The 21,839-nt window shown below is 67.5% G+C and carries 18 protein-coding genes; 10 read left to right on the top strand and 8 right to left on the bottom strand.

The window, feature by feature from the left end; genetic code table 11:
- Window positions 1-22: 22 nt before the first annotated feature.
- Window positions 23-271, bottom strand: a complete 249-nt coding sequence (locus AC4D2W_RS05945; RefSeq protein WP_490925951.1) for a hypothetical protein — start codon at window positions 269-271, stop codon at window positions 23-25.
- 186 nt (window positions 272-457) lie between these two features.
- Here AC4D2W_RS05945 and AC4D2W_RS05940 point away from each other — a divergent pair, with 186 nt between their 5' ends.
- Genes AC4D2W_RS05940 through rsmD form a run of 3 tightly spaced genes read left to right on the top strand, consistent with a single transcriptional unit; the run spans window position 458 to window position 4,290 of the window.
- The gene (locus tag AC4D2W_RS05940) at window positions 458-1,423 is read left to right on the top strand and encodes a DAK2 domain-containing protein (RefSeq protein ID WP_490925950.1); all 966 of its coding nucleotides are present in this window, start codon (window positions 458-460) and stop codon (window positions 1,421-1,423) included.
- Complete coding sequence (locus AC4D2W_RS05935; protein WP_490925948.1) at window positions 1,413-3,632, top strand: ATP-dependent DNA helicase RecG; 2,220 nt, start codon at window positions 1,413-1,415, stop codon at window positions 3,630-3,632. Before AC4D2W_RS05940 ends, AC4D2W_RS05935 begins: the two co-directional genes overlap by 11 nt.
- Window positions 3,633-3,672: 40 nt before the next feature.
- A complete protein-coding gene (rsmD, locus tag AC4D2W_RS05930) occupies window positions 3,673-4,290 on the top strand; it encodes a 16S rRNA (guanine(966)-N(2))-methyltransferase RsmD (protein ID WP_490925947.1) in 618 nt (205 codons plus the stop codon).
- Here the strand turns inward: rsmD and AC4D2W_RS05925 are convergent.
- Window positions 4,287-5,090 carry a spermidine synthase gene (locus AC4D2W_RS05925; RefSeq protein ID WP_490925946.1) on the bottom strand — a complete coding sequence of 268 codons (804 nt, stop codon included), beginning with the start codon at window positions 5,088-5,090 and terminating at the stop codon, window positions 4,287-4,289. The genes rsmD and AC4D2W_RS05925 overlap by 4 nt on opposite strands.
- Window positions 5,090-6,334 carry an aminotransferase class I/II-fold pyridoxal phosphate-dependent enzyme gene (locus AC4D2W_RS05920; protein WP_490925945.1) on the bottom strand — a complete coding sequence of 415 codons (1,245 nt, stop codon included), beginning with the start codon at window positions 6,332-6,334 and terminating at the stop codon, window positions 5,090-5,092. The genes AC4D2W_RS05925 and AC4D2W_RS05920 overlap by 1 nt, the downstream gene beginning before the upstream one ends.
- A 40-nt stretch (window positions 6,335-6,374) precedes the next feature.
- Here AC4D2W_RS05920 and coaD point away from each other — a divergent pair, with 40 nt between their 5' ends.
- Window positions 6,375-6,854, top strand: a complete 480-nt coding sequence (coaD, locus tag AC4D2W_RS05915) for a pantetheine-phosphate adenylyltransferase (protein WP_490925944.1) — start codon at window positions 6,375-6,377, stop codon at window positions 6,852-6,854.
- A gap of 70 nt (window positions 6,855-6,924) precedes the next feature.
- Entirely contained in the window at window positions 6,925-8,181 is a 1,257-nt protein-coding gene (locus AC4D2W_RS05910) for a polysaccharide pyruvyl transferase family protein (RefSeq protein ID WP_490925943.1), read from the top strand.
- A 63-nt stretch (window positions 8,182-8,244) separates the two neighbouring features.
- Here the strand turns inward: AC4D2W_RS05910 and AC4D2W_RS05905 are convergent, their stop codons facing one another.
- Complete coding sequence (locus tag AC4D2W_RS05905) at window positions 8,245-8,898, bottom strand: YdcF family protein (RefSeq protein ID WP_490925942.1); 654 nt, start codon at window positions 8,896-8,898, stop codon at window positions 8,245-8,247.
- A 212-nt stretch (window positions 8,899-9,110) separates the two neighbouring features.
- Here AC4D2W_RS05905 and AC4D2W_RS05900 point away from each other — a divergent pair, with 212 nt between their 5' ends.
- The 4 genes from AC4D2W_RS05900 to mutM all read left to right on the top strand — a co-directional run bounded on the left by AC4D2W_RS05900 (window position 9,111) and on the right by mutM (window position 11,660).
- Window positions 9,111-9,677 (top strand): YceD family protein, encoded by a 567-nt coding sequence (locus AC4D2W_RS05900; RefSeq protein WP_400927882.1) that lies wholly within the window; start codon window positions 9,111-9,113, stop codon window positions 9,675-9,677.
- A 2-nt stretch (window positions 9,678-9,679) separates the two neighbouring features.
- Window positions 9,680-9,883 (top strand): 50S ribosomal protein L32, encoded by a 204-nt coding sequence (rpmF, locus tag AC4D2W_RS05895; protein WP_055240805.1) that lies wholly within the window; start codon window positions 9,680-9,682, stop codon window positions 9,881-9,883.
- A gap of 72 nt (window positions 9,884-9,955) precedes the next feature.
- On the top strand, window positions 9,956-10,657 hold the full coding sequence (gene rnc, locus AC4D2W_RS05890) for a ribonuclease III (protein ID WP_490925940.1): 702 nt from the start codon (window positions 9,956-9,958) through the stop codon (window positions 10,655-10,657).
- Window positions 10,658-10,661: 4 nt separating this feature from the next.
- Window positions 10,662-11,660, top strand: a complete 999-nt coding sequence (gene mutM / locus AC4D2W_RS05885; RefSeq protein ID WP_490925939.1) for a bifunctional DNA-formamidopyrimidine glycosylase/DNA-(apurinic or apyrimidinic site) lyase — start codon at window positions 10,662-10,664, stop codon at window positions 11,658-11,660.
- A 698-nt stretch (window positions 11,661-12,358) separates the two neighbouring features.
- Here mutM and AC4D2W_RS05880 read toward each other — a convergent pair.
- From AC4D2W_RS05880 to AC4D2W_RS05865, 4 genes are read right to left on the bottom strand one after another with little or no spacing between them, the layout of a single operon-like run.
- On the bottom strand, window positions 12,359-13,177 hold the full coding sequence (locus AC4D2W_RS05880) for a serine hydrolase domain-containing protein (protein ID WP_490925938.1): 819 nt from the start codon (window positions 13,175-13,177) through the stop codon (window positions 12,359-12,361).
- 37 nt (window positions 13,178-13,214) lie between these two features.
- Window positions 13,215-14,297 (bottom strand): NAD-dependent epimerase/dehydratase family protein, encoded by a 1,083-nt coding sequence (locus AC4D2W_RS05875; protein ID WP_490925937.1) that lies wholly within the window; start codon window positions 14,295-14,297, stop codon window positions 13,215-13,217.
- Window positions 14,294-16,933 (bottom strand): alpha/beta fold hydrolase, encoded by a 2,640-nt coding sequence (locus AC4D2W_RS05870; protein WP_490925936.1) that lies wholly within the window; start codon window positions 16,931-16,933, stop codon window positions 14,294-14,296. The genes AC4D2W_RS05875 and AC4D2W_RS05870 overlap by 4 nt, the downstream gene beginning before the upstream one ends.
- Complete coding sequence (locus tag AC4D2W_RS05865) at window positions 16,927-17,955, bottom strand: 3-oxoacyl-ACP synthase III (protein WP_490926034.1); 1,029 nt, start codon at window positions 17,953-17,955, stop codon at window positions 16,927-16,929. The genes AC4D2W_RS05870 and AC4D2W_RS05865 overlap by 7 nt, the downstream gene beginning before the upstream one ends.
- A gap of 216 nt (window positions 17,956-18,171) precedes the next feature.
- Between AC4D2W_RS05865 and smc the strand changes: the two genes are divergently transcribed.
- Complete coding sequence (gene smc / locus AC4D2W_RS05860) at window positions 18,172-21,837, top strand: chromosome segregation protein SMC (protein ID WP_490925935.1); 3,666 nt, start codon at window positions 18,172-18,174, stop codon at window positions 21,835-21,837.
- Window positions 21,838-21,839 lie beyond the last annotated feature (2 nt).

The raw sequence follows: 21,839 nt of genomic DNA, 5'->3' as shown, positions 1-21,839 counted from the left end.
AAGTAGGCCCGCTCCGCGGGGCTCACCCGAAGAGAATCAGCACAGTTATCAGCGTGGGAACCGATAATCCCACCACCGTGGTCAGCAGCATGGCGACCGCGCGCTGCTTCCGGTAGGCCTTTTCCGCCCCGGGGCGGATCATTCGCCCGGTTGAGAGCGGCCGCAGCGCCGCATCAGTTTCGGCGATACGGCGGGCGTTTCGTTCCGGTTCGGGAGACGGATCCCTCAGGTGTCTCGCCGCGGGAATGTCCGCGTACCGCTTGGTGGCCATGCTTCAACCCTGCCACATTTGTGCAAATTGTTATCGGTGCTGTGGAGGCTCCTGCGGTAGGCTTCCTACTGACCAAACCGGCACGACGGCAATGACGCCTCCTGTCCGGAGCAGGAGCGCCAGCATGGAAAAGGGATCACTTTGCAAACCAAAATCACCGCGAACGCACAGGCGCTGAAGCGATGGTTGAGCAAAGCGGAAGTCTCTCTGGGCAATCACAGTGACCGGCTCAATGCGATCAACATCTTCCCGGTGGCAGACGGAGATACCGGCACCAACCTCTACCTCACGCTTTGCGCCGCCTCCCGTGCCGTGGCCGACGTCGACACCACAGACATCGGGGAATTGCTGGGAATTGCCGGCCGGGCGGCCATGGAAGACGCCAAGGGCAATTCGGGCACTCTGCTTTCCGTGTTCCTCACGGCCATGGCTGAGCCGCTGCAGGGCAGCACCCGCCTCTCGGCGCCCCTTCTCGCATCCGCGCTGCACCGGGCCCAGCTGCGCTCCTGGTCCGTCCTGAGCGATCCCGTTCCCGGAACCATGCTCTCGGTCCTGGAAGAAGCGGCCGGGGCCGCCATGGACGCTGAGGCCGCCAAGATGGGCGATGACAGCAACGCAGGCCTGGCAGCCGCGCTGCGCGGCGTCATGGACGCGGCCCTCGCCGCCGTCGTGCACACCGAAATGCAGCTGGACGCCCTGACCCAGGCCAAGGTGGTGGATGCCGGGGGAGTGGGCTTCCTGCTGGTGCTGGACGCCCTGCGCGCAGCGGCCCTCGGTGAGGAACTGCAGGAAGAGCTGCTGGACGGCCTGCACGGCTACGACGTGCAGGCCCCGCACATCCACGGTGAAATGCCCCGCATGGAAGGCGTGGAGGTGATGTGCACCATCAACCTCAGCCCGCTGGATGCGGCCACGCTGCGCCTGCAGCTGGACGAGCTCGGTGACTCGGTGATCATGAGTGCCGTGGACGCGGTGGGTGAAGGCTACCGCTGGCGGGTGCACGTGCACACTCCCGACGCCGGCAGCACCATTGATCTGCTGCGCACCGTTGGCGAGCCCACCAATTTGACCATCACGGAGCTTTCCGCAGACGGTCACGAAACCAAGGAAGTCATCGAGGACAGCGGGATCCACGAGGCCCATGAAGTCTAACGTTCCCCCGGAACTGGATTTCCCGCTCGAACGGCGGATCGGCAAGCCGTCCGCCACCAAGCTTGAGAAGCAGCTGGGCCTGAAAACCGTGGGCGACCTGCTGCACCACTTCCCGCGCCGCTACCTCGAACGCGGAGAGCTGACGCCCATCGCGGAAATCCCCTTTGATGAGGACGTCACCCTCATTGCCCGGGTCCAGAGCGCCAATGCCCGGCGGATGCAGACCCGCAAGGGCACGCTGCTGGAAGTGGTGGTCACCGATGATGCCTCCGGGGCGCTGGGCCAGCTGCACCTGACGTTCTTCAACGGCTGGAACGCGCAGAAGGAACTCACGGTAGGCACCCGGGCCATGTTTTCGGGCAAGGTGGGCGTCTACAAGAAGCAGCTGACGCTGACCAACCCCAACTACGTGGTGCTCAATGACGAGGCCGATGACGAGGAAATGGCCAAGCGCCCCATCCCCGTCTATCCCGCCACCGCAAAGCTCAACAGCTGGGACATCAAGAAAGCCGTGGACCTGCTGCTGGACACCATGGAGACCGAGCGGCTCAGCGATCCCATCCCCGAACCGGTCCGGGACGCGGAACACCTCATCGGACTGGTGGAGGCATACGAGAAAATCCACCGCCCGGCCGAAATCGGCGAGGCGTACAAGGCCCGCCACCGGTTCCGCTACCAGGAGGCACTGGTCCTGCAGACGGCGCTGGCCCGCCGGCGCAGCGCCGCCGCGCAGGAAGACGCCACGGCCCGCCCGCCCCGGCCCGGCGGGCTGCTGGATAAATTCGATGCCGCCCTGCCGTTCACGCTCACCAACGGCCAGTTCGACGTCGGCCGCGAGCTGGCCGATGACCTGGCGCAGCCGCATCCCATGAACCGGTTGCTGCAGGGTGAGGTGGGTTCGGGGAAAACCCTGGTGGCCCTGCGGGCAATGCTCCAGGTGATCGACGCCGGCGGGCAGGCCGCGCTGCTGGCTCCCACCGAGGTCCTCGCCGCCCAGCACTATGAATCGATCACCAAGACGCTGGGCCCGCTGGGACAGGGCGGCCGGCTGGGGAGCGACGACGACGCCACCCGGGTTACGCTGCTGACCGGCTCCATGGACACCGGCGGCCGCCGTGCCGCCCTGCTGGATGCCGCAAGCGGTGCCGCCGGCATCGTCATCGGAACCCACGCACTGCTTTCGGAACATGTGCAGTTCGCGGACCTGGGTCTCGTCGTCGTGGACGAACAGCACCGGTTCGGAGTTGAACAGCGGGACGTGCTGCGCACCAAGGGCCGCAGCACTCCGCACCTGCTGGTCATGACCGCAACCCCCATTCCGCGCACCGTGGCCATGACCGTGTTCGGAGACCTCAACGTGTCCACGCTGACCGAGCTGCCCGCCGGACGCGCACCCATCTCCACCTTCATGGCGCCGCTGGCGGAAAAGCCCGCCTGGGGCCGGCGGATCTGGGAGCGTGCCCGCGAGGAGATCGACGCCGGCCGGCAGGTGTACGTGGTCTGCCCCAAGATCGGGGACAAGGACGAGGAACCGGGCGCCGACCTGACCCTGCTCGACTACGGGCCGCCTCCGGAGGGAAAGACCGGAAAACCGAACCTGGCCTCCGTGACCGAAATGCACCAGCAGCTCTCCGAAGTGCCCGCGCTCGCAGGAGTGCGGATCGGGGTGCTGCACGGGCGGCTGGATCCGGTGGAGAAGACCGAGACCATGGCCGCGTTCACCCGCGGAGACATCGACCTGCTGGTGTCCACCACGGTCATTGAGGTGGGCGTGGACGTGCACAACGCCACGCTCATGGTGATCATGGATGCGGACCGCTTCGGAATTTCCCAGCTGCACCAGCTGCGCGGCCGGGTGGGCCGCGGCGGTCTGCCCGGCACCTGCCTGCTGGTCACGAAGCTGGACCCCGGGCATCCCAGCCGGGAACGCCTGGAAGCCGTAGCGGCAACCACGGACGGCTTTGAGCTCTCCCGGCGGGACCTCGAGCTGCGCCGCGAAGGGGACATCCTGGGCGCCTCGCAGTCCGGCGGACGCTCCACGCTGAAGATGCTGCGGGCCATTCAGGACGAGCCGCTGATCGAGAAGGCGCGCGCCGCCGCCACGGCCCTGGTGCAGGAGGACCCGGAGCTGAGCCGGTATCCGGCCCTGAACGAGGCGATCGAGGATTACCTGAACCCTGAAAAGGAAGCGTTCCTGGACCGCGGCTGAGCTGTCCGGGCATTGATCCAAAGCCCGATAAAGTGAAGGCATGAGCCGCATCATTGCCGGAACCGCCGGCGGAACCTCCCTGACCAGTGTTCCCGGAACAGGAACCCGCCCCACCACGGACCGGGTGAAGGAAGCCCTTTTCTCCCGGCTGGAGTCCTACGACGTGCTGGCAGGGGCCCGCGTGCTGGACCTTTTTGCCGGATCCGGCGCCCTGGGCGTGGAAAGCGCCAGCCGCGGAGCCGTTTCGGTGGACCTGGTGGAACTGGCGGACAAAGCCGCCGGCACCTGCAAGCAGAACGCCAAGCTGATCAATGACGCCGCCGGCCGCACCGTAGTCAGCGTCCACCGAGCCAAGGCCGACACCTACCTGCTGCGCGTGCCCGCGGACGTCACCTGGGACGTGGTGTTTATGGATCCGCCCTATGATCTGGACGAGGATGACCTGAACTCCGTGCTCCGGGCGCTGCCGCCGCACCTGGCCGAGGGCGCCGTCGTCGTTCTGGAACGCTCCACGCGCTCACCCGAACCCGCGTGGCCGGCTGGAATGGAACGCTTCAGCGAACGCAAGTACGGGGAAACCACGCTGTGGTTTGCCGAGCCGGCACAGGCCGACGACGACAATGCCGACGACGACGCGCAGGCAGACGGCGCCTCCTAGGAACCCGACGCGAAGACGTCCAGCCGCTCACCGGTCAGGACGTCGGCCGGATGCGGACCTGCGGCAAGCAGCTGCGCTGTCCATTCCTCGGGCCAGGGGAAGGCCGTGGCAGCCAGCACAATGTTGCCCGGGAAACGTCCGGTGAACATGGATTTCTCGGCCAGCGCGGCCAGCCCCGCCCCGGGGATTGAGGACATGCCCTCCTGTACGGCGCGGACCTGCCGGCGGGCAAAGGCGAGCCCGGGATCATCTCCCACATTCACCAGCAAAACCCCGGCGGGGGAGAGCAGCGCTGCCGCCTCCGCATAGAATTCCGGCGTGGTCAGGTGCTCCGGTGCGTCCGCCCCGGCGAAGACATCCAGCACAATGGCGTCAAAGGACCCCGGTTCCCAGCGGGACAGCGCGTCGCGGGCGTCGCCGATGACGGTTTCCAGCACGGTGCCCTCCGGCAGCGGCAGATGCGCCAGCACAAAGTCCAGCAGCTCCCGCTCCAGCTCCACGGCCGCCTGCCTGGACCCCGGCCGGGTGGCCTGCAGATAGCGGGTGAGGGTCAGCGCACCGGCGCCCAGATGAAGGGTCCGCAGCGGCTGCCCGGCGGGGGCGGCCAGATCCAGCACGTTGCCGATCCGGCGCAGGTACTCGTAGAAGATTTCCTCGGGGTGGGCCAGATTGACATGCGACTGCTCGGCACCGCCGATGCTCAGTACCCGGGCTCCGGGAGTGAATCCGTCGTCGGTGATGGTGGCGTGCGCGCCGATGTTGCGCAGCAGCCGTGACGGGGTTTTGTCCTGCGCGGCCATCAGAGCACCTGTCCCAGCTTGGAAATGCGGTTGGCTGCTTCCTGCAGCACCTCGGTTTTCTTGCAGAAGGCAAAGCGCAGCAGCGAGCCGGTCCGGCGGGCGCCGTCGTCGTGGCAGAACACCGCCACCGGAATCGCGCCCACCCCCACCAGCTCCGGCAGCCGGCGCGCCAGCGCCGTGGCGTCAGTGATGCCCAGGGGCGCGACGTCGGCGTTGACGAAGTACGTTCCCTGCGGTTCGAAGACGGTCAGTCCGGCGGCGCGCAGCCCCTCGCTGAGGACGTCCCGCTTGGCCTGCAGCGTGGAGGCGATGCCGGTGAAGAACTCGTCCTCCAGGCCCAGCCCCAGGGCAATGGCGCTCTGGAACGGGGTGCCGGAGCTGTAGCTGAGGAAGGATTTGACGGCGCGGACGGCGGCCACCAGCTCCGCGGGGCCGGAGAGCCAGCCGATCTTCCAGCCGGTGAAGGAGAAGGTCTTTCCTGCGGAGGAGATGGTCAGCGTGCGCGCGGCGGCACCCGGAAGGGTGGCCACCGGAACATGCCGCGGTCCGAAGGTGAGGTGCTCGTACACCTCGTCGGTAACAATCACGGCGTTGTACTTGGCGGCGAGCTCCACGATCCGCTGCAGGGTTTCAGCGGGAAAGACGGCGCCGGTGGGGTTGTGCGGATTGTTCACCAGCACCACGCGGGTGCGCTCCGAAAAGGAGTCTTCAAGGGTGGCCAGGTCCGGCTGGAAATCCGGAGCTCGCAGCGGCGCCGTAGTGTGCGTGGCTCCGCTGAGCCCGATCATGGCGCCGTAGGAGTCATAGAACGGCTCGAAGGTCAGGACCTCGTCGCCGGGGCCGGTGAGCGCGAGCAGCGCAGCAGCGATGGCCTCGGTGGCACCGGTGCTGATGATGATCTGGGTGTCCGGGTCCAGGGACAGGCCGTAGAAACGTTCCTGATGGGCGGCGACGGCGTTGCGCAGCACCGGCAGGCCCTGCCCGGGCGCGTACTGGTTGGCTCCGGCGCTGATCGCTTCGCGTGCCGCGTTGCTGATGACCGACGGTCCGTCCTCGTCAGGGAATCCCTGGCCCAGGTTGATGGCGTTGTGCTTGCCGGACAGGAGCGTGATCTCCTCGAAAATGGTCACCCCCAGGGCGCCGTCCGGGCCAAGCAGGTTGGCGCCGGCTGCGGTGCGCTGCCAGGGAGGGATTCCCGGCGCTGCATCGGAGCGGAGAAGCGGGGCGGGGCGGGGAGAACTCATGCCTTCCAGTATTACTGCTGGAACCGGGTAGATTCGATCTATGCGACGCGCTGTATGCCCCGGATCCTATGACCCCATCCATAACGGACACGTAGAGGTGATCGCACGGGCCGCCAGCCTGTTCGATGAAGTCCTTGTAGCGGTGTCCACGAATTACTCCAAGAAGTACCGGTTTTCCGGGACCGAACGCCTTGCCATGGCACGGGAAACCCTCGGCGGGCTGCGCGGTGTCTCGGTGGTGCCGATGGGCGAGGGGCTGCTGGCCGACTTCTGCCGCCAGCAGGGCGTGGACGCCATTGTGAAGGGCCTGCGGTCGGTGCAGGACTACCAGTACGAGCTGCCGATGGCCGTCATGAACCGTCACCTCACCGGCGTCGAAACCGTGTTCCTGCCGGCTGAAAACCGCTACGCGCATCTGTCCTCCACCCTGATCAAGGAAGTTTCCTCCCTGGGCGGTGACGTGAAGGAGCTGGTGCCCCGCGCCTCCTACCGGCGGCTGGTCCAGGAACAGGGCGCCTAGCGGCATGTCCGGCCAGGTTAGGCCCTTCCCTTCCCAGGGGTGGCCCCCGGCGGAACGGGCCCCGGAGCCCGTGGTCCTCGAGCTGGCGGGCCTGCGGTTTGTGCTGGAGCTTGTGGAAGTGAACGACGGCGACCGCGGCTTTCGGACGGCGGTGTCCGTCAGGGCAGCCGGGGGAAGCGGCGGCGGGGTTGAAACGCCGGCACCGGACACCTTTCCGGGGGCCGCCCTGCTGCGCAGTGCACTGGTTGGCGCAGCCCGGCTGGTCCGTGATGACGGGGCCGCGGAATCCGCAGAGGCCGCGAAGACATCGGGCACTGAGCGGCACCTTTTTCCCTGCCTGCCGCAGGGGGCGTCTCCCGGGGAGCAGCGGGCGGCGCTCGCGGACGTCCGGCGGCGGCTGCCGGGACTGCTGACGCCGTCGGCCGGGGTGGCTGCGGGGAACCGGAAGGTGCCGGAGGGTCACGTGAACCTGCTGTGGTGGGACGAACGCAGCAACTTTGGAGACGCCGTCGGGCCCTGGCTGGTGCGTCGGATCAGCGGACTGAAGCCGGTCAACGGCTGGCGCCGGAGCCTTGACGTTCCTCCGCTGGCGGCAGTGGGTTCCACGGCAGGCTGGCTTGAGCAGGACGGCACGCAGGTATGGGGCGCGGGCCTGATGCGGGCGCTGGATGCGGCGGCGGTGGAACGTCTGGCAACACTGCGCGGAATCCGGATCCATGCCGTCCGGGGCAAGCTCACGGCCGCTGAACTGCGCTCGCAGCTGGGGTGGACAGTCCCGGAAATATTCGGTGATCCTGCGCTGCTGCTTCCGCGTTTCCTGCCGGTGCCGGACGGGCAGCCGTCCCAGGGCAAAGTGGCAGTGGTGCCGCATCTTGATCATCGGGGAATCCTTCGCGCCGGCGGCCGCGGGGCTGTTGACCAGGACCCGGATGCGCGAGACCCGGATCCGCGGGTCCGGGATGCGCGGGTCCACGATGCGCGGGTCCACACGGTGGACGCACGGCAGGGGATGGAACAGGTGGTCCGGGAGATCGCCGGAGCCAGGGCCTGCATCTCCAGCTCGCTGCACGGGATCATCGTTGCCCAGGCCTACGGGGTGCCGTGGACCTGGGTGCGCATCAGCGACGCCGTCATTGCGGGAGACACCTTCAAATTCCGGGACTTTTTCAGCACCATCCGGGAATCCGAGGTCTCCCGCGTGGACGTCACCGCGGCTCAGGCCGGGGAGCTGGATCCGATTCTGCTGGCGCGCACTGCAACCCTGCCCCGGCTGCGGATTTCACTGGAGGCGCTGCTGGAGGCCTTTCCGCTGCCCCGGCGGGCATAGCCGCGGCAGCAGCCGCCGTCGCGCCGTCCGCATGGGCGGCCAGAATCATTGCCGCAGGGGGGGTCAGATTCTGTTGGCGCAGGTTGGGCGGAGCACCGCGGCTGCGAGGCCGCCGGTTTCCTCCACGAACCTGCCCAGCCACTGCTTGGCCGAAAGGTCCGGATCCGTGGCCACCATGGTGATTTTCGCCGTCGAGCACTGGGAAAGGTTCGTTGCCGCACGCAGCAGGTGGTAGCGGGAGGTGACGACAATCAAATCGTCCCAGCCGTTGTCCGCGGCCAGGCGGGCTATGGCGCGGGCTTCGCCGCGTGTGGTCATGGGCTCCGGGAAGAAGCAGGTGACAGCGGCGCTGCCGGGGTCCTCGGAGACGGTGTCGCCGGCGGTGTAGTCACAGTACAAATCGGTGATTCGGTTGCCGGGGGTCTCGGTGCTGGAGAGCACCAGTTCCGGTGCCAGGCCCTCAAGAGCCAGTTGGCGTCCCACCGGAAAGCGTTCCGTCGCAGCTCCTGCGAGGACCACCACGGCGTCGGCCCTTCCTCCGTCACCGGCGTGCGCAAGGTCGCCCTCCGTCGGGTAATAAAAGAGGTTGAGGGAGGCGAAAAGCCAGATAAGCGCGGAGGAAACCACGGCGGTAACCGCCGCATCAACACTCCGCGGAACCCCGCGCTGGAGCCGCAGCACCAGGCGGTGCGGCAGGGCGCGGAGGAGGGGAAGCATGGCGTCAGCCTATGCGAGCTGGACCCCGGCCGGTAAACCGGCGGCCGCATGGGCTGTAAACTGGAACGAGCAGCCCGCACCTTGCCCTAACCGGCAGCGGAACGGCGCAGTTTGAGAGAATCGGCCGTATCAGGCTAAGATGATATGTCGGTCTATGTTCTACAGGAGTTCTCATTAGCGTTCAGTCGCGGATTTATCCGGGTTCGTCGCCCTTGGCCATTAGTGTCAAGGATCTCGGGCGCAGCCCGGGTGTTATGCGGACTATGCACGAACATGTTCCGGCACCGAAGGACTTCGGTGTTGCGCTTATCGGCGTGCCGGAAGGATCAGATCTTGATCTGGACCTGAGGTTCGAAGCCGTGCACGAGGGGATTTTAGTATCCGGAACCGTCATCGCTCCTGTTCAGGGAGAATGCGGACGGTGCCTGAAGCCCATCGCGTACGACGAAGAAGTCGATGTGCAGGAACTCTTCTACTACGAGGACGCTGAGTCTTTCGGAACAGAAGAGGAAGAAGAGCAACACCGGATCGAGCGAGATGTCATCGATCTTGAGCCGGTTTTGCGGGACGCAGTGGTCACCACCCTGCCGTTCCAGCCGGTGTGCCGGGAGGACTGCGAAGGCCTTTGCTCCGAATGCGGAGCGCGCCTTGAGGAGGATCCGGGTCACCACCACCAAACAGTGGATCCTCGCTGGGCAGCCCTCTCCGGGCTGGCTGGCAGCGCTGCAGAGAATTCTGCAGCAACAAGTACAGAGTCAGACGAGAGAGAAGAGAGTTAGTCGTGGCTGTTCCCAAGCGGAAAATGTCCCGCTCGAATACGCGTGCACGCCGGTCCCAGTGGAAGGCAACTGCCCCCAACCTGGTAAAGACCGTTGAGAACGGCCGCGTTACCTACAGCCTGCCTCACCAGGCCAAGGTCGTGACCGACTCAGCTGGTACCGCGCTGTTCCTTGAATACAAGGGCCGCAAGGTAGCGGACGTCTAAAACAGTGTTCTCTTTCCGGCACGGGCAGCCGGGCCGGGAGTTGAATACTGCTTTTCGGGTCAAAACCAAAAAGTGAAGAATACTGAAGAGCTTTTGAAGCGTCTCGGTGTCGATATCGACGCCGGGACGCTTCGTCTTGCACTCACACACCGTTCCTACGCCTACGAGCAGGGCGGCATCCCCACGAACGAGCGCCTGGAGTTCCTGGGCGACTCGATCCTGGGCTTCTCCGTGACCGACGCGCTGTACCGGGACAACCCGGACCTGTCCGAGGGTGAGCTGGCCAAGCGCCGCTCCGCCGTCGTCAGCACGCGCGCCCTGGCCGGCGTTGCCCGTGAACTCGAACTGGGCCAGTACATCCTGCTGGGCCAGGGCGAAAAGCTGACCAACGGCCGGGACAAGTCCTCCATTCTGGCGGACACCACCGAAGCCGTGATCGGCGCCGTCTACCTCTGCCACGGGATTGAAACCGCCCGTGCCATGGTGATGCGCCTGATCGGCCCGCTGCTGCGCGACGCCGACGCCCTGGGTGCCGGCACCGACTGGAAGACCTCCATCCAGGAGATCGCAGCCAGCCGGAAGCTCGGCGACATTGAATACAAGGTCACCGGATCCGGTCCCGACCACTCCCGCAGCTTCGTTGCCGTGCTCCACATCGGTGAGAAGCCCTACGGCAGCGGCGTGGGCCATTCCAAGAAGGAAGCCGAGCAGGAAGCTGCCGCCGCCACCTGGAAGATAATCTGCCCCTCGGGCTCCACGGCCGCCGGAGCCTAGCTCCGTGCCCGAACTGCCCGAAGTGGAAGTGGTCCGCCGCGGACTGGCCTCATGGGTCCGCGGCCGGACCATCACCGGCGTCGACATCCTCGACCCGCGCTCCGTGCGCCGCCATGCGGCCGGCCCCGAAGATCTGCGCGGCAACCTCGAAGGCGCCGTGGTCACCGATGTGGTGCGACGCGGCAAATTCCTGTGGATGCCGCTGCTTGAGGACCCCGGCTCCCGTCCGGTTTCCCCTCCCTCCGCGGACCCGCACGACGACGGCGTACCCCGGCTGGCGCTGATGGCGCACCTGGGCATGAGCGGGCAGCTGCTCATGGAAGACCCGCACCTGCCGGATGAGAAGCACCTTAAGGTCCGCTTTCGCCTCAGCCCCGCCGTGTCTGCCGACGGAACCCCGATGCCTGCCGAGCTGCGCTTCGTGGATCAGCGGATCTTCGGGGGAGTCTTCCTCACAGATCTGCTGCCGACCCCCGACGGTGCGCCCGGCGGACTGTCCGAAACCAAGCTGCCGCTGATCCCCGAAGAGGCAGCCCACATTGCCCGGGATCCGCTGGATCCGGCGTTCTCCTTCGACGAGTTTTACGCCCGGCTGCGTAAACGCCGCACCGGCATCAAGCGGGCCCTGCTGGATCAGGGGCTGGTCTCCGGCGTCGGGAACATCTACGCGGACGAGTCCCTCTGGGCCGCGAAGCTGCACTTTGCCCGGCCCACAGACACCATGCGCCGAGCCGATGCCCTGCGCCTGATCGAGTCCGCCCGCGACGTCATGACCCGTGCCCTGGCCGCCGGCGGAACCAGCTTCGATTCCCTGTACGTGAACGTCAACGGCGCATCCGGTTACTTCTCGCGGTCCCTGAACGCCTACGGACGCGAGGGCGAGCCCTGTCCCCGGTGCGCCGCGTTGGGGCTGAATACCCTGATCCGGCGGGATTCGTTCATGAACCGGTCTTCTTACAGCTGTCCGGTCTGTCAGCCCCGGCCGCGGAACGGGCGCTGGTAAGGGGCTTTCTTGGCTGCGGCGGCCCTTGTGAGTGCTTAGGGGCGCAGGCGCCGGAGCCCGCCGTCTGCTGTACAGATAACGTGCTTATCCCCGCTGTTTGGGGCCGTTACCTGTACAACGGACGCGGTGGTGGGCCGTATACGCCCGTTATCTGTACAACGGACGCCGTGGTGGGCCGGTTACGCCCGTTATCTGTACAACGGACGCGGTGGGGCGCCGGTTTGGATCGGTATGCCCTGGCTGAGGCCCTGCCCGCACCGAGTGTGCAGCTCCGGCGGCGTGCCTGCGGGTGGATTGCTCTGTGGACTGCTCCCTGTTCTCAACTGCCCTATCTACACTCGGGAAGAAACGCGGAAGTCTCCGCACACCTAAGCTGCCGACCGGATCCTTCGTGCAGATAACAGCGTGTGGAAAAATCCTTCGTGCAGATGCGGGGCCTAAATCGTCGAAAATCGGCTGAATGAGCCCGTTATATGTACGAAGGATTCTGGGAGAGCGTGAATGAGCCCGTTATGTGCACGAAGGATTCTGGGAGAGCGTGAATGAGCCCGGTATGTGCACGAAGGATTCTGGGAGAGCGTGAATGAGCCCGGTATGTGCACGAAGGATTCTGGGAGAGCGTGAATGAGCCCGGTATGTGCACGAAGGATTCCGGGAGGGCCCGAATGAGCCCCCACCGCCGGCCCAGAGGAACCGAGTTAGGCGCCGCGAAGCTCCGCCAGCACACCGTCGGTGAAGGGCGGCCAGACCTCTGCGGCCCAGGGACCGAAGTCGCGGTCGGTCAGGGCGACGGCGGCAGCACCGGCGTCGGGGTCGACCCACAGGAACGTGCCGGACTGGCCGAAGTGCCCGAACGTCCGTGGCGAGCTGGTGGTACCGGTCCAGTGCGGGGACTTCGAATTGCGGATCTCGAAGCCCAGGCCCCAGTCGTTTTCCTTCTGGCGCCCAAACCCGGGAAGCACGCCAGCCAGACCCGGGAAGACCACCGTGGTTGCTTCGGCCAGACGCCCGGGAGCGGTGAGCACCGGCTGCTGCAGCTCAGCGGCGAACCGGGACAGATCAGCCACGGTGGATATTGCGCCGGCAGCGGGGGAGCCTTCCAACGCGGTGGAATTCATGCCCAGCGGAACGAACACACCCTCGCACAGATAATCGGCCACCGAAATGCCCGTGGCCTCCTCCAGAGTTTCGCCCAGCACTTCAAAGCCCGCATTGGAGTAGAGCCGGCGGGTGCCCGGGGTGAAGCGGACGGTGCGTTCGGCGAAGTCATACCCGCCCGAATGCGCCAGCAGATGCCGGACGGTGGAACCCTCTGGTCCGGCCGGCTGATCCAGTTCCAGGGCCCCTTCATCCAGAGCGACGAGCATGCCGTAGGCGGTCAGCAGCTTGGTGACGGAGGCCAGCGGAAAACGCCGCTCGACGTCGCCGTGCGTGCCGGCCACGGTGCCGTCAGCCAGGACGACGGCGGCGGCAGCGTTCTCCACCGGCCAGTTGTCGATTGCCCTGACGCTGTCCATGAACATCTCCTGCTGTGTAGAGGGGTGAAATAGCCGCTTAGGCTGCGGTGCCGCCGTAGTGGGCCGCGAGCCGGCGCATGCCGTCCTCCACGGTCACTTCGGGCGTCCAGTCCAGCACTTCGCGGGTGCGGCGCTGGTCAAACCAGTGCGAGGTGGAAAGCTGCTCGGCCAAAAAACGCGTCATGGGCGGCTCATCGTGGACCAATCCGCGGGTGCCTGCGGCCAGCCAGGCCCGCTCGATCACGGATCCGGCGCTGCGGGCCAGCCAGCCCGGAACGCTCCACGCCGGCGGCGTGACTCCGGCGGCGGTGCAGATGCCGGCCAGCAGTTCTCCCACCGGACGCGGCTGGCCGTTGGTGACCACCAGGGCCTGCCCGTGCGCGTGGTCCATGCGTTCGAGGCCGCGGACAATCGCCGCTGCAGCGTTGGCAATGTAGGTGGTGTCGATCAGGGCAGTACCGCCGTTGAGCAGCGGGAGCCGGCCGGACCAGGCACGGTCAATAACCCGCTCCACCAGCTGCGTGTCCCCGGGACCCCAGACAATGTGCGGCCGGATGGCTCCCACCCGGAACGACGGCGAATCCTCCGCCAGGGCGAGCAGCTCGGCCGCGGCCTTGGACCGGGCATAGAATCCGCGTGCGCGCTCCGGATCGGCGGTTCCGGCACCGGCACCGGCAATGGGTTCGCCAAAGTGGGCCACCGAGGGGGAGGAGACAAACACGAAGTCCCGGACACCGGCAGCCTTGGCCGCCTTAATCAGCGTGCGTGTGCCGGTGATGTTGGTGTCCACGAAGTCCTGCCACTCTCCGGTGAAGGAGACCTTCGCTGCCAGGTGTACGACGGCGTCCATCCCCTCCGCGGCGCGGGCTGCGGCCGCGGGGTCGGAGACGGAACCGGCAACGGATTCAATCCCGGCAGCCGCGTTTCCTGACGGAGCTGCTGTTCCGGCCGGAGTTCCGGCAGGAACAGCAGCGGCCATCGGAGTGCGCTGGAGCGTCCGGACCGTGTGGCCCTTTTCCGCCAGCAGCCGGGCCACGGCTCCGCCGAGCAGTCCGCTGGCGCCGGTCACCAGGACGCGCCGGGCGGCCAGGGGTGCGGCAGACCCGGAAACAGAACTCATTTGCGTCCGCCCGTGCCGGGCACCTTGGCGCTTCCGCCGGCCAGGATTGTGTCAGCCCAGCCGGCCAGGGCGGTGCGGTCAATCTTGGAATTGTGCCTTATGTCGGTGGGCATGGCGGGAAGCACCAGCATCGCTGCCAGCTCGAGCCCGGCCCCGGCGGACACAGCTGTGCGCACGGCGGCGGCCAGATCCTGCGGGGCAGTGCCGGGCCGGCGCACGGGATCTGCCAGTTCCAGCACGGCCACCGGAACCTGGGTTCCGGCAGGACCAACGCCGACGACGGCGGCACGCCCCACGGCGGCCACTGACTCGGCGGCCTGCTCGGCGGCCACCGGGGTGACCACGCCGTCGGCCGTGGTGAGGATATGCCCCAGGCGGCCTTCGACCCAAAGCCGGCCCTGCTCATCCAGATGCCCGACGTCGCCGGTGCGGTGCCAGCCCGGCAGCGACGCGCTCTTGGACTCGGTGATCCAGAGCCGGTCATAGCGGTCCTTGACGTGCGGCGCGGAAACCAGGATTTCACCGGTGAGGCCGGGTTCCACGAGCGGAGTGTCGCCCACGGATCCGTCCGCTGACAGAGCCGCGATGGCCACCTGCGCACCGGAGACCGGCGTACCGACGCAGACACCGTTGCCGGCACCAGCGGCCCGGATTTCCTCGAGGCTGATGTCCGTCACCGGCAGTGCCTCGGTCATTCCGTACGGGGTATGCAGTTCCGCGTTGGGCGTGAGTTCGGAAACACGTGCCAGCAGCGGCTCGGGAATGGGCGCGCCGGCCGAAAGCAGCAGTTCCACCCGCTGCAGGGCCTTGCGCTGGTCCGGATCCAGGTCCCCGGATGTGGCCAGCACGTTGACCAGGGCTGCCGGGGACGCAAACACCGTGGTGGCACCCACGGCGGCGGCGGCGTCGGCCAGTGCCGCAGCCGTGAGCGTACGCGGCGAGGTGACGTCCATGTCAGGGGTCACCGAGGTGGCGCCCAGCGCCGGACCCAGGAGGGCAAACGGCGCAAACCCGGCGACCAGCGAGGTGCCGGCCTGCAGGTTGTAGGTGTTCTTCAGTGCGTCACGCATGGCCGTGAGCTGGCGGTGCGTGTAGACGACGCCCTTGGCCGGCCCGGTGGAGCCGGAGGTGAAGAGCACTGCGGCGTCCGTATCGGGATCGGTGTGCAGCAGCGGCACGTCGCTGTTCTCGCCGGCGGTAATCAGCTCGGGCACCGAGTGCTGAACGCCCAGGAGGCGGGCCTTCACGGGGGAGAGCGTTTCAGCGCTGATCCGGATACCCGGCCAGCCAAAGACCTTGGCACCGATCAGGGCGCGCTCAATGCCGACAATGTAGGCCGGCCCGGCGCCCTTGATCGCACGTCCCATGCCCTTGGTGCCCAGTCCGGCGTCGGCGACCACAATAACTGCGCCCAGACGCAGGCAGGCGTAGATCAGGGAGGTGAGTTCAATTCCCGGCGGAACGAGCAGGTTCACGCGGTCCCCGGCTTTGACACCGGCGGCGGACAGGCCCGCGGCGAGGCGGTTTACGCGCGTGGCAAGCTCGGCCCAGGACAGGGTGGAGGGGGCGCTGCCGGCGGGGGAGCCCAGCGGTGCCATGTCGACGACGGCGGCTGTGGAGTCGTCGTCGCGCTCGTCCAGTTCGGCGAGCATGGGCCGGAAAACGGCGAGTCCGGCGGTGTCCCGGCCGCGGATCTCCTGGTTTTCCGTGCCCGGGCCCTTCTCCAGCCAGCTGAAGATGGGGACGGTGATGTCCACGTCCTCCGGCAGCAGGTGGCTGGCGCCTTCGAAGCGGTGCACGTCCGCGTCGGGCAGGCGGTCCATCAGGTCCCGCAGGTAGCGGTCGGAGAAGACCGGATCCTTGGGGCCCCACAGCATAAGCGCGGGAACGTTCAGCGACTTGATTCCTTCGGCCACCCGGTTCAGGGTGCGCCAGCTCGGATGAGTGGACTCGGCGGGAATGTCGGCAACAAAGTTCGCGACGCCGGCACGGCGGGCAGCGCCGCGGTACGGCGCCGCGAAGGCTTTCCGCACCTCCGGAGCCAGCGCCGGTGAGGCCAGGGAATGGGTGACGCGGATGAAGGCATCGGTGGTCCGGGTGCCCCAGCCGTGGACGGCGGGATGCAGGGCCAGCTGCAGGGCCGGCGGAACGTTGAACCCGGCCGGGTGCACTGCTGTGTTGGTCAGGATGATGCCGGCGAGAGAGCTGCGGTGCTTCAGCGCCCAGCCCAGGGAAATGATGCCGCCCCAGTCGTGGCCGACGGTGATGACTTTGCCGGTCAGGTTCAGCGCATCAGTGAGGTTCCCGAGGTCGGTGATCCGGTCCTCAAGACGCCGGAAGACGCCGGTGCGGGCGGAGAAACCCATGTCCAGCTGGTCGACGGCGATGACCCGCCACGGCTTTTTCGCCGTGGCGCCTGCGGCCAGCAGGCTGCGCCAGAGGTAGGACCAGGTGGGGTTGCCGTGCACGCACAGCAGGGTGCCGGCCGGCTCGACGCCGCGGGCCGCGAGGTCCGCGCCGTTGTCCAGCACATGCCACTTGTGGACGGTTCCGGGACGGTCAACTGCCGCCGTCGAAGGCACCTGGACAAAAGAAGACCAGGATTCCGCAACGCCGGGCCAAAGCTCCGCTACCACGCAATCTCCATCATCGTGGTGTTCAGGCCCGAGCCCACGCCCATGCACAGCACCCGGTCACCCGGGTTCAGCGTGCGGGCTTCCTGGGCCAGGGTCATCGGCAGCGATGCCGGTCCCACATTGCCCCAGCGCGGGAACGTGATAGGCACCCGTTCGCGGACCAGGTCCACCGCCTTGATGATGGCGTTGGTGTAGGAGTTGGAGACCTGGTGGGTGACGTAGCGGTCCATGGAACGCCAGTTCCATCCCTGGTCATCATGGGCCTCGTTCCAGGCGTCCACCACGAGTTCCAGGCCGCCGTCCAGCAGGCCCTTGGTGTCGGTGTACATGCCGTCCACGCCGCCAACGCACAGTTCATGGTGCTGGGTTCCGGCACGGGAAACACCGCCCACAATGCGGTGGGAGCCCGGATGCTCGTCTGCCCGGCCGATCACCGCGGCGGCGGCGCCCGAGCCCAGGGTGAGCGTCGCGAACTCGCGCAGGTAGTCCTGACGCGTTGAGTCCGGGCTGTTCAGCCGCCGGAAAGTGGCTTCCTGCGTGCCCTGCGCATCTTCGCCGGCCACGATCAGGGCGTACTTGATCTGCCCGGACTCGATCATGTTGGCGGCCATGGTGATGCCGTTAACGAAGCCCAGGCAAGCATTGGCCAGGTCAAAGTTCAGGGCGGAGGAGGGCAGCCCAAGCTGATGGTGGATCTTCACCGCCACTGAGGGCTCAAGGTTCCGCCGGGTCACCGAAGTATTGATCAGCAGTCCGATTTCCGAGGGTTCCACCCCGGCTTCGGCAATCGCCTTGGCGCCCGCCTCGATGGCGGCGTCGTCGAATTCCGTGCCCGGCGCCCACCAGCGGCGTTCGCTGACACCGGCCACCCGTTCAAGGAGGCGTTTGGAAAGACGCAGCCGTTTGAGGGACGGTGCCAGCCGTTCGTCAAATTCAGCTGAGGTCATAACCACCGGTGCTTCAACGCTTGTGACGCTGAGAAGAGCCGTGTTGTTGTGCTGGAAGTTGAAGTTCCCGGTCAAAATGCCTGCCTTGTCTCCTGCTGAAGTGATCACACCTGCCGGCTGGGGGAAGCCTGGCTTCACGTCTTGATTCACTTGTTCCTTAGAGAATCCTACGTTCCCCGTGAGGCCAAAGGGACGCACAGTGCGGGATTACGCTCTGCGAGTACTGCAGTTAAGTCTCAGGCACCAAGTAGATTGAGGGAATCACCCGACAGCAGGAAAGATTGGCCCCCCGTGCATTTGAAGACGCTGACCATGCGTGGATTTAAGTCCTTCGCATCAGCCACCACCTTCGAGTTTGAACCCGGAGTTACCGCCGTAGTGGGGCCCAACGGGTCCGGAAAATCCAACGTGGTGGACGCCCTGGCTTGGGTGATGGGGGAGCAGGGAGCCAAGACCCTGCGCGGCGGAAAGATGGAAGACGTCATTTTTGCCGGCACCAGCGGCCGCCCCGCCCTGGGCCGCGCGCAGGTCTCGCTCACCATTGACAACGCCGACGGCGCCCTGCCGATCGAATACTCGGAAGTCACCATTTCCCGGACCCTGTTCCGCTCCGGCGGGTCCGAATATGCCATCAACGGCGCCCCCGCCCGGCTGCTCGATATTCAGGAACTGCTCTCGGATTCCGGACTCGGCCGCGAGATGCATGTCATAGTGGGCCAGGGCCAGCTGGACCGGATTCTGCACGCCGGTGCCGCAGAGCGCCGGGGTTTCATCGAAGAGGCCGCCGGCATCCTCAAGCACCGCCGCAGGCGTGAGAAAACCGTCCGGAAGCTCGACGCGATGCAGGCCAACCTTGCCCGGCTGACGGACCTGACCTCCGAGCTGCGGAGCCAGCTTGGACCGCTGGGCAAGCAGGCCGCCGTCGCCCGCCGTGCCCGCACCGTGCAGCAGGACGCCCGCGATGCCCGGGCCCGGCTGCTCGCCGATGACCTGGTGACCCTGACCGGTTCCCTGGCCCGGGACGCCGCGCAGGAAAAGGAACTGCTGGGCCGCCGCGACGCCGCCGCTGCCGCCCTGGCCGCCGCCCGGTCCCGTCAGGCCGAACTGGAAACCCTGGCCGCCCGGGCCACCCCGCAGGTCAACGCCGCCCGGGAGGCCTGGTACGCGCTCTCCACCCAGCGTGAGCGGTTCCTGTCCCTGGCAGCGCTGGCACAGGAACGGCAGCGCCTGCTGGGATCCTCGGAACACCGTGAAGACACCGGCACCGATCCGGAACGGCTGCAGGCCTCCGCCCAGCGGGCCCGGGCCGAGGCAGCCGCGCTGCAGGAAACCATCGAAGAACGCCGCGGTGCTCTCGCCGGTGCCGAGGAACTCCGTGCCGGCGCCGAGAAGGCTGCCGCCGCCGAAGAACAGCGGCTGGCCGCAGTCCTCCGCGCGGCAGCGGACCGCCGCGAAGGCCTGGCCCGGATTGCCGGTGCCGTGGGCTCTGCCCGGTCCCGGGTGGATGCCGCGGAAGCTGAACTGGGCAGGCTGCGCGCCTCCATCAGCGCCGGTGAAGAACGGCGCCGGATCGTCCAGCAGGAATTTACTGCCCTGGAGAACTCCGCGGCGGGCGCCGAGGAAGGCGAGGAAGGCCTCGACGCCGAGTACGAGGACGCGGTGGCCGAGCTGAACGGCGCTGTTTCCGCGCTGGAGGAGCTGCGCCGCACGAAGCAGGACGCCGAACGCGAACGTGAAACCCTGACCGCCCGCCGGGATGCCCTGCGGGTGGGACTGGACCAGCGCGACGGGTCGGCCGTGCTGCTGGCTGCCGGGGTGGAGGGCGTACTGGCACCGTTGGCGGCACTGCTTACCGTCCGGCCCGGCTGCGAACGTGCAGTTACGGCGGCCCTGGGATCGGCCGCGTCCGCCGTGGCGGTTGCCGATCTCTCCGCTGCGGTTGGCGCCCTGACGCACCTCAAAGAGGCCGACGGCGGGCAGGTGGACCTGGTGCTGGCATCGGGCGGGGATACTTCCGCGGTTTCCGCAGGCACCGTTTCCGCAGGCACCGCTTCCGAACGCCCGGAGTCCGGGCGCCCCGAGCTTCCCGCCGGGGCAACCTGGGCGGCAGACGCGGCTCACGCGCCGGCGGAACTGCGGCAGACCCTGGACCGGCTGCTGGACGGCGCGGCCATTGTGCCTTCCCTGACCGAGGCGGCGTCCCTGCTGCGCGAACACCCCGGCCTGACCGCCGTAACTTCCGGCGGTGAAGTCCTCTCGGTCTTCGCCGGCCGCGGCGGGTCCTCGTCGGCTCCCGGACTGCTTGAACTGCAGGCTGCGGTGGAGGAAACCGAGACGCGGATCCGGGCCGCTGCCGCCCGCTCCGAGCAGGCGGGGTTTGCCCTGTCCGGCGCAGCGAACCGCCGGGACGCAGCGCAAAAGCGCGCCGACGCTGCCCTGGCCGCGCTGCATGACTCTGATGCCCGGCTGGCCGCCGTCGCCGGACGGCTCGGGTCCCTGGGGTCCGCCCTGCGTTCGGCCGTTGGCGAGTCGGAACGGCTGAAGCAGCTGGTGTCCGCGGCCGAAGCCAACCTCGCCGCGGAACAGGAAGCCCTGGCCGCTGCCGCAGCACGGCTCGCCGCGGCGGACAACACCCCGGCGGAAGCGGAACCGTCCACCGAACAGCGTGAGGCACTTGCACTTGCCGCCGCGGCTGCCCGCCGGGCGGAAACGGACGCGCGGCTGGCCCTGCGGTCCGCCGAGGAACAGCACAAAGCCGTGGCCGGCAGGGCAGCCGGGCTGGAACGGGCCGCGGACAGCGAACGCCGGGCGCGGGCCGCAGCTGAGGTGCGCGCCCGGCGCCGCGCCCTGCAGGCGGCCAAAGCCACGGCCGTGGCGGAAGCCGCCCGAACCGTGCTGGGGTTCCTGGATGTTTCGCTGGCAGAGGCAGCGGCTGAGCGGGACCACGCGGAGGCCGTGCGCACCGCCTGGGACGAGGAACTGGCCGTCGTCCGCACCGCAGCAGCAGATGCTTCGGCGGAGGTCGCCCGGCTGACCGATTCCGTGCACCGCGACGAACTGATCCGTGCCCAGCAGCAGCTGCGCGTGGAGGCCCTGGAAGCACGCGTGATCGAGGAACTGGGCCTGACGCCGGAACATCTGGTGGCTGAGTTCGGCCCGGACCAGCCGGTTCCGGTGCCCGTCGGCCCTGCCGCGGGAAGCTCCGGGGATAAGTGGGCGGCCCTGCACGCTCCGGTGGATGAGGAGGGAAACCCGCTCACCACCGGGGTTCCCTATGACCGGGCCGTCCAGGAGAAGCGGCTGAAGCAGGCCGAGCGGGACCTTGCTGCGCTGGGCCGGGTCAATCCGCTGGCCCTGGAAGAATTCGCTGCCCTTGAGGAGCGGCACACCTTCCTGAGCACCCAGCTGGAGGACCTCAAGGCCACCCGCCGCGATCTGCTGGACATCATCAAGGACGTGGACCGGAAGGTGGAGGAAGTCTTCACCGCGGCCTACCGGGACACCGCCGAACAGTTCGAGCGCGTGTTCGCCACCCTCTTCCCGGGCGGCGAAGGCCGGCTGGTCCTGACCGATCCCGAGGATATGCTCAGCACCGGCATCGAGATCCAGGCCCGGCCGGCCGGCAAGCGGATCAAGCGGCTGTCCCTGCTGTCCGGCGGTGAGCGCTCGCTGACCGCGGTGGCCCTGCTGGTGGCGATCTTCAAGGCCCGCCCCTCGCCGTTCTACGTGATGGACGAGGTGGAAGCTGCGCTGGATGACACCAACCTCGGCCGGCTAATCACCATTTTCGAAGAGCTCAAGGAATCCAGCCAGCTGATCGTCATCACGCACCAGAAGCGCACCATGGAAGTGGCCGACGCGCTGTACGGCGTGACGATGCAGGGCGACGGGGTGTCCACCGTGATCAGCCAGCGCCTGGACAAGTCAGAGGCCGGGGCGGTCGAGGCGGCGGGCTGATT

The organism is Arthrobacter sp. TJ-58 (assembly GCF_058269295.1).
This window is presented reverse-complemented; position numbering and strand designations above follow the sequence as displayed.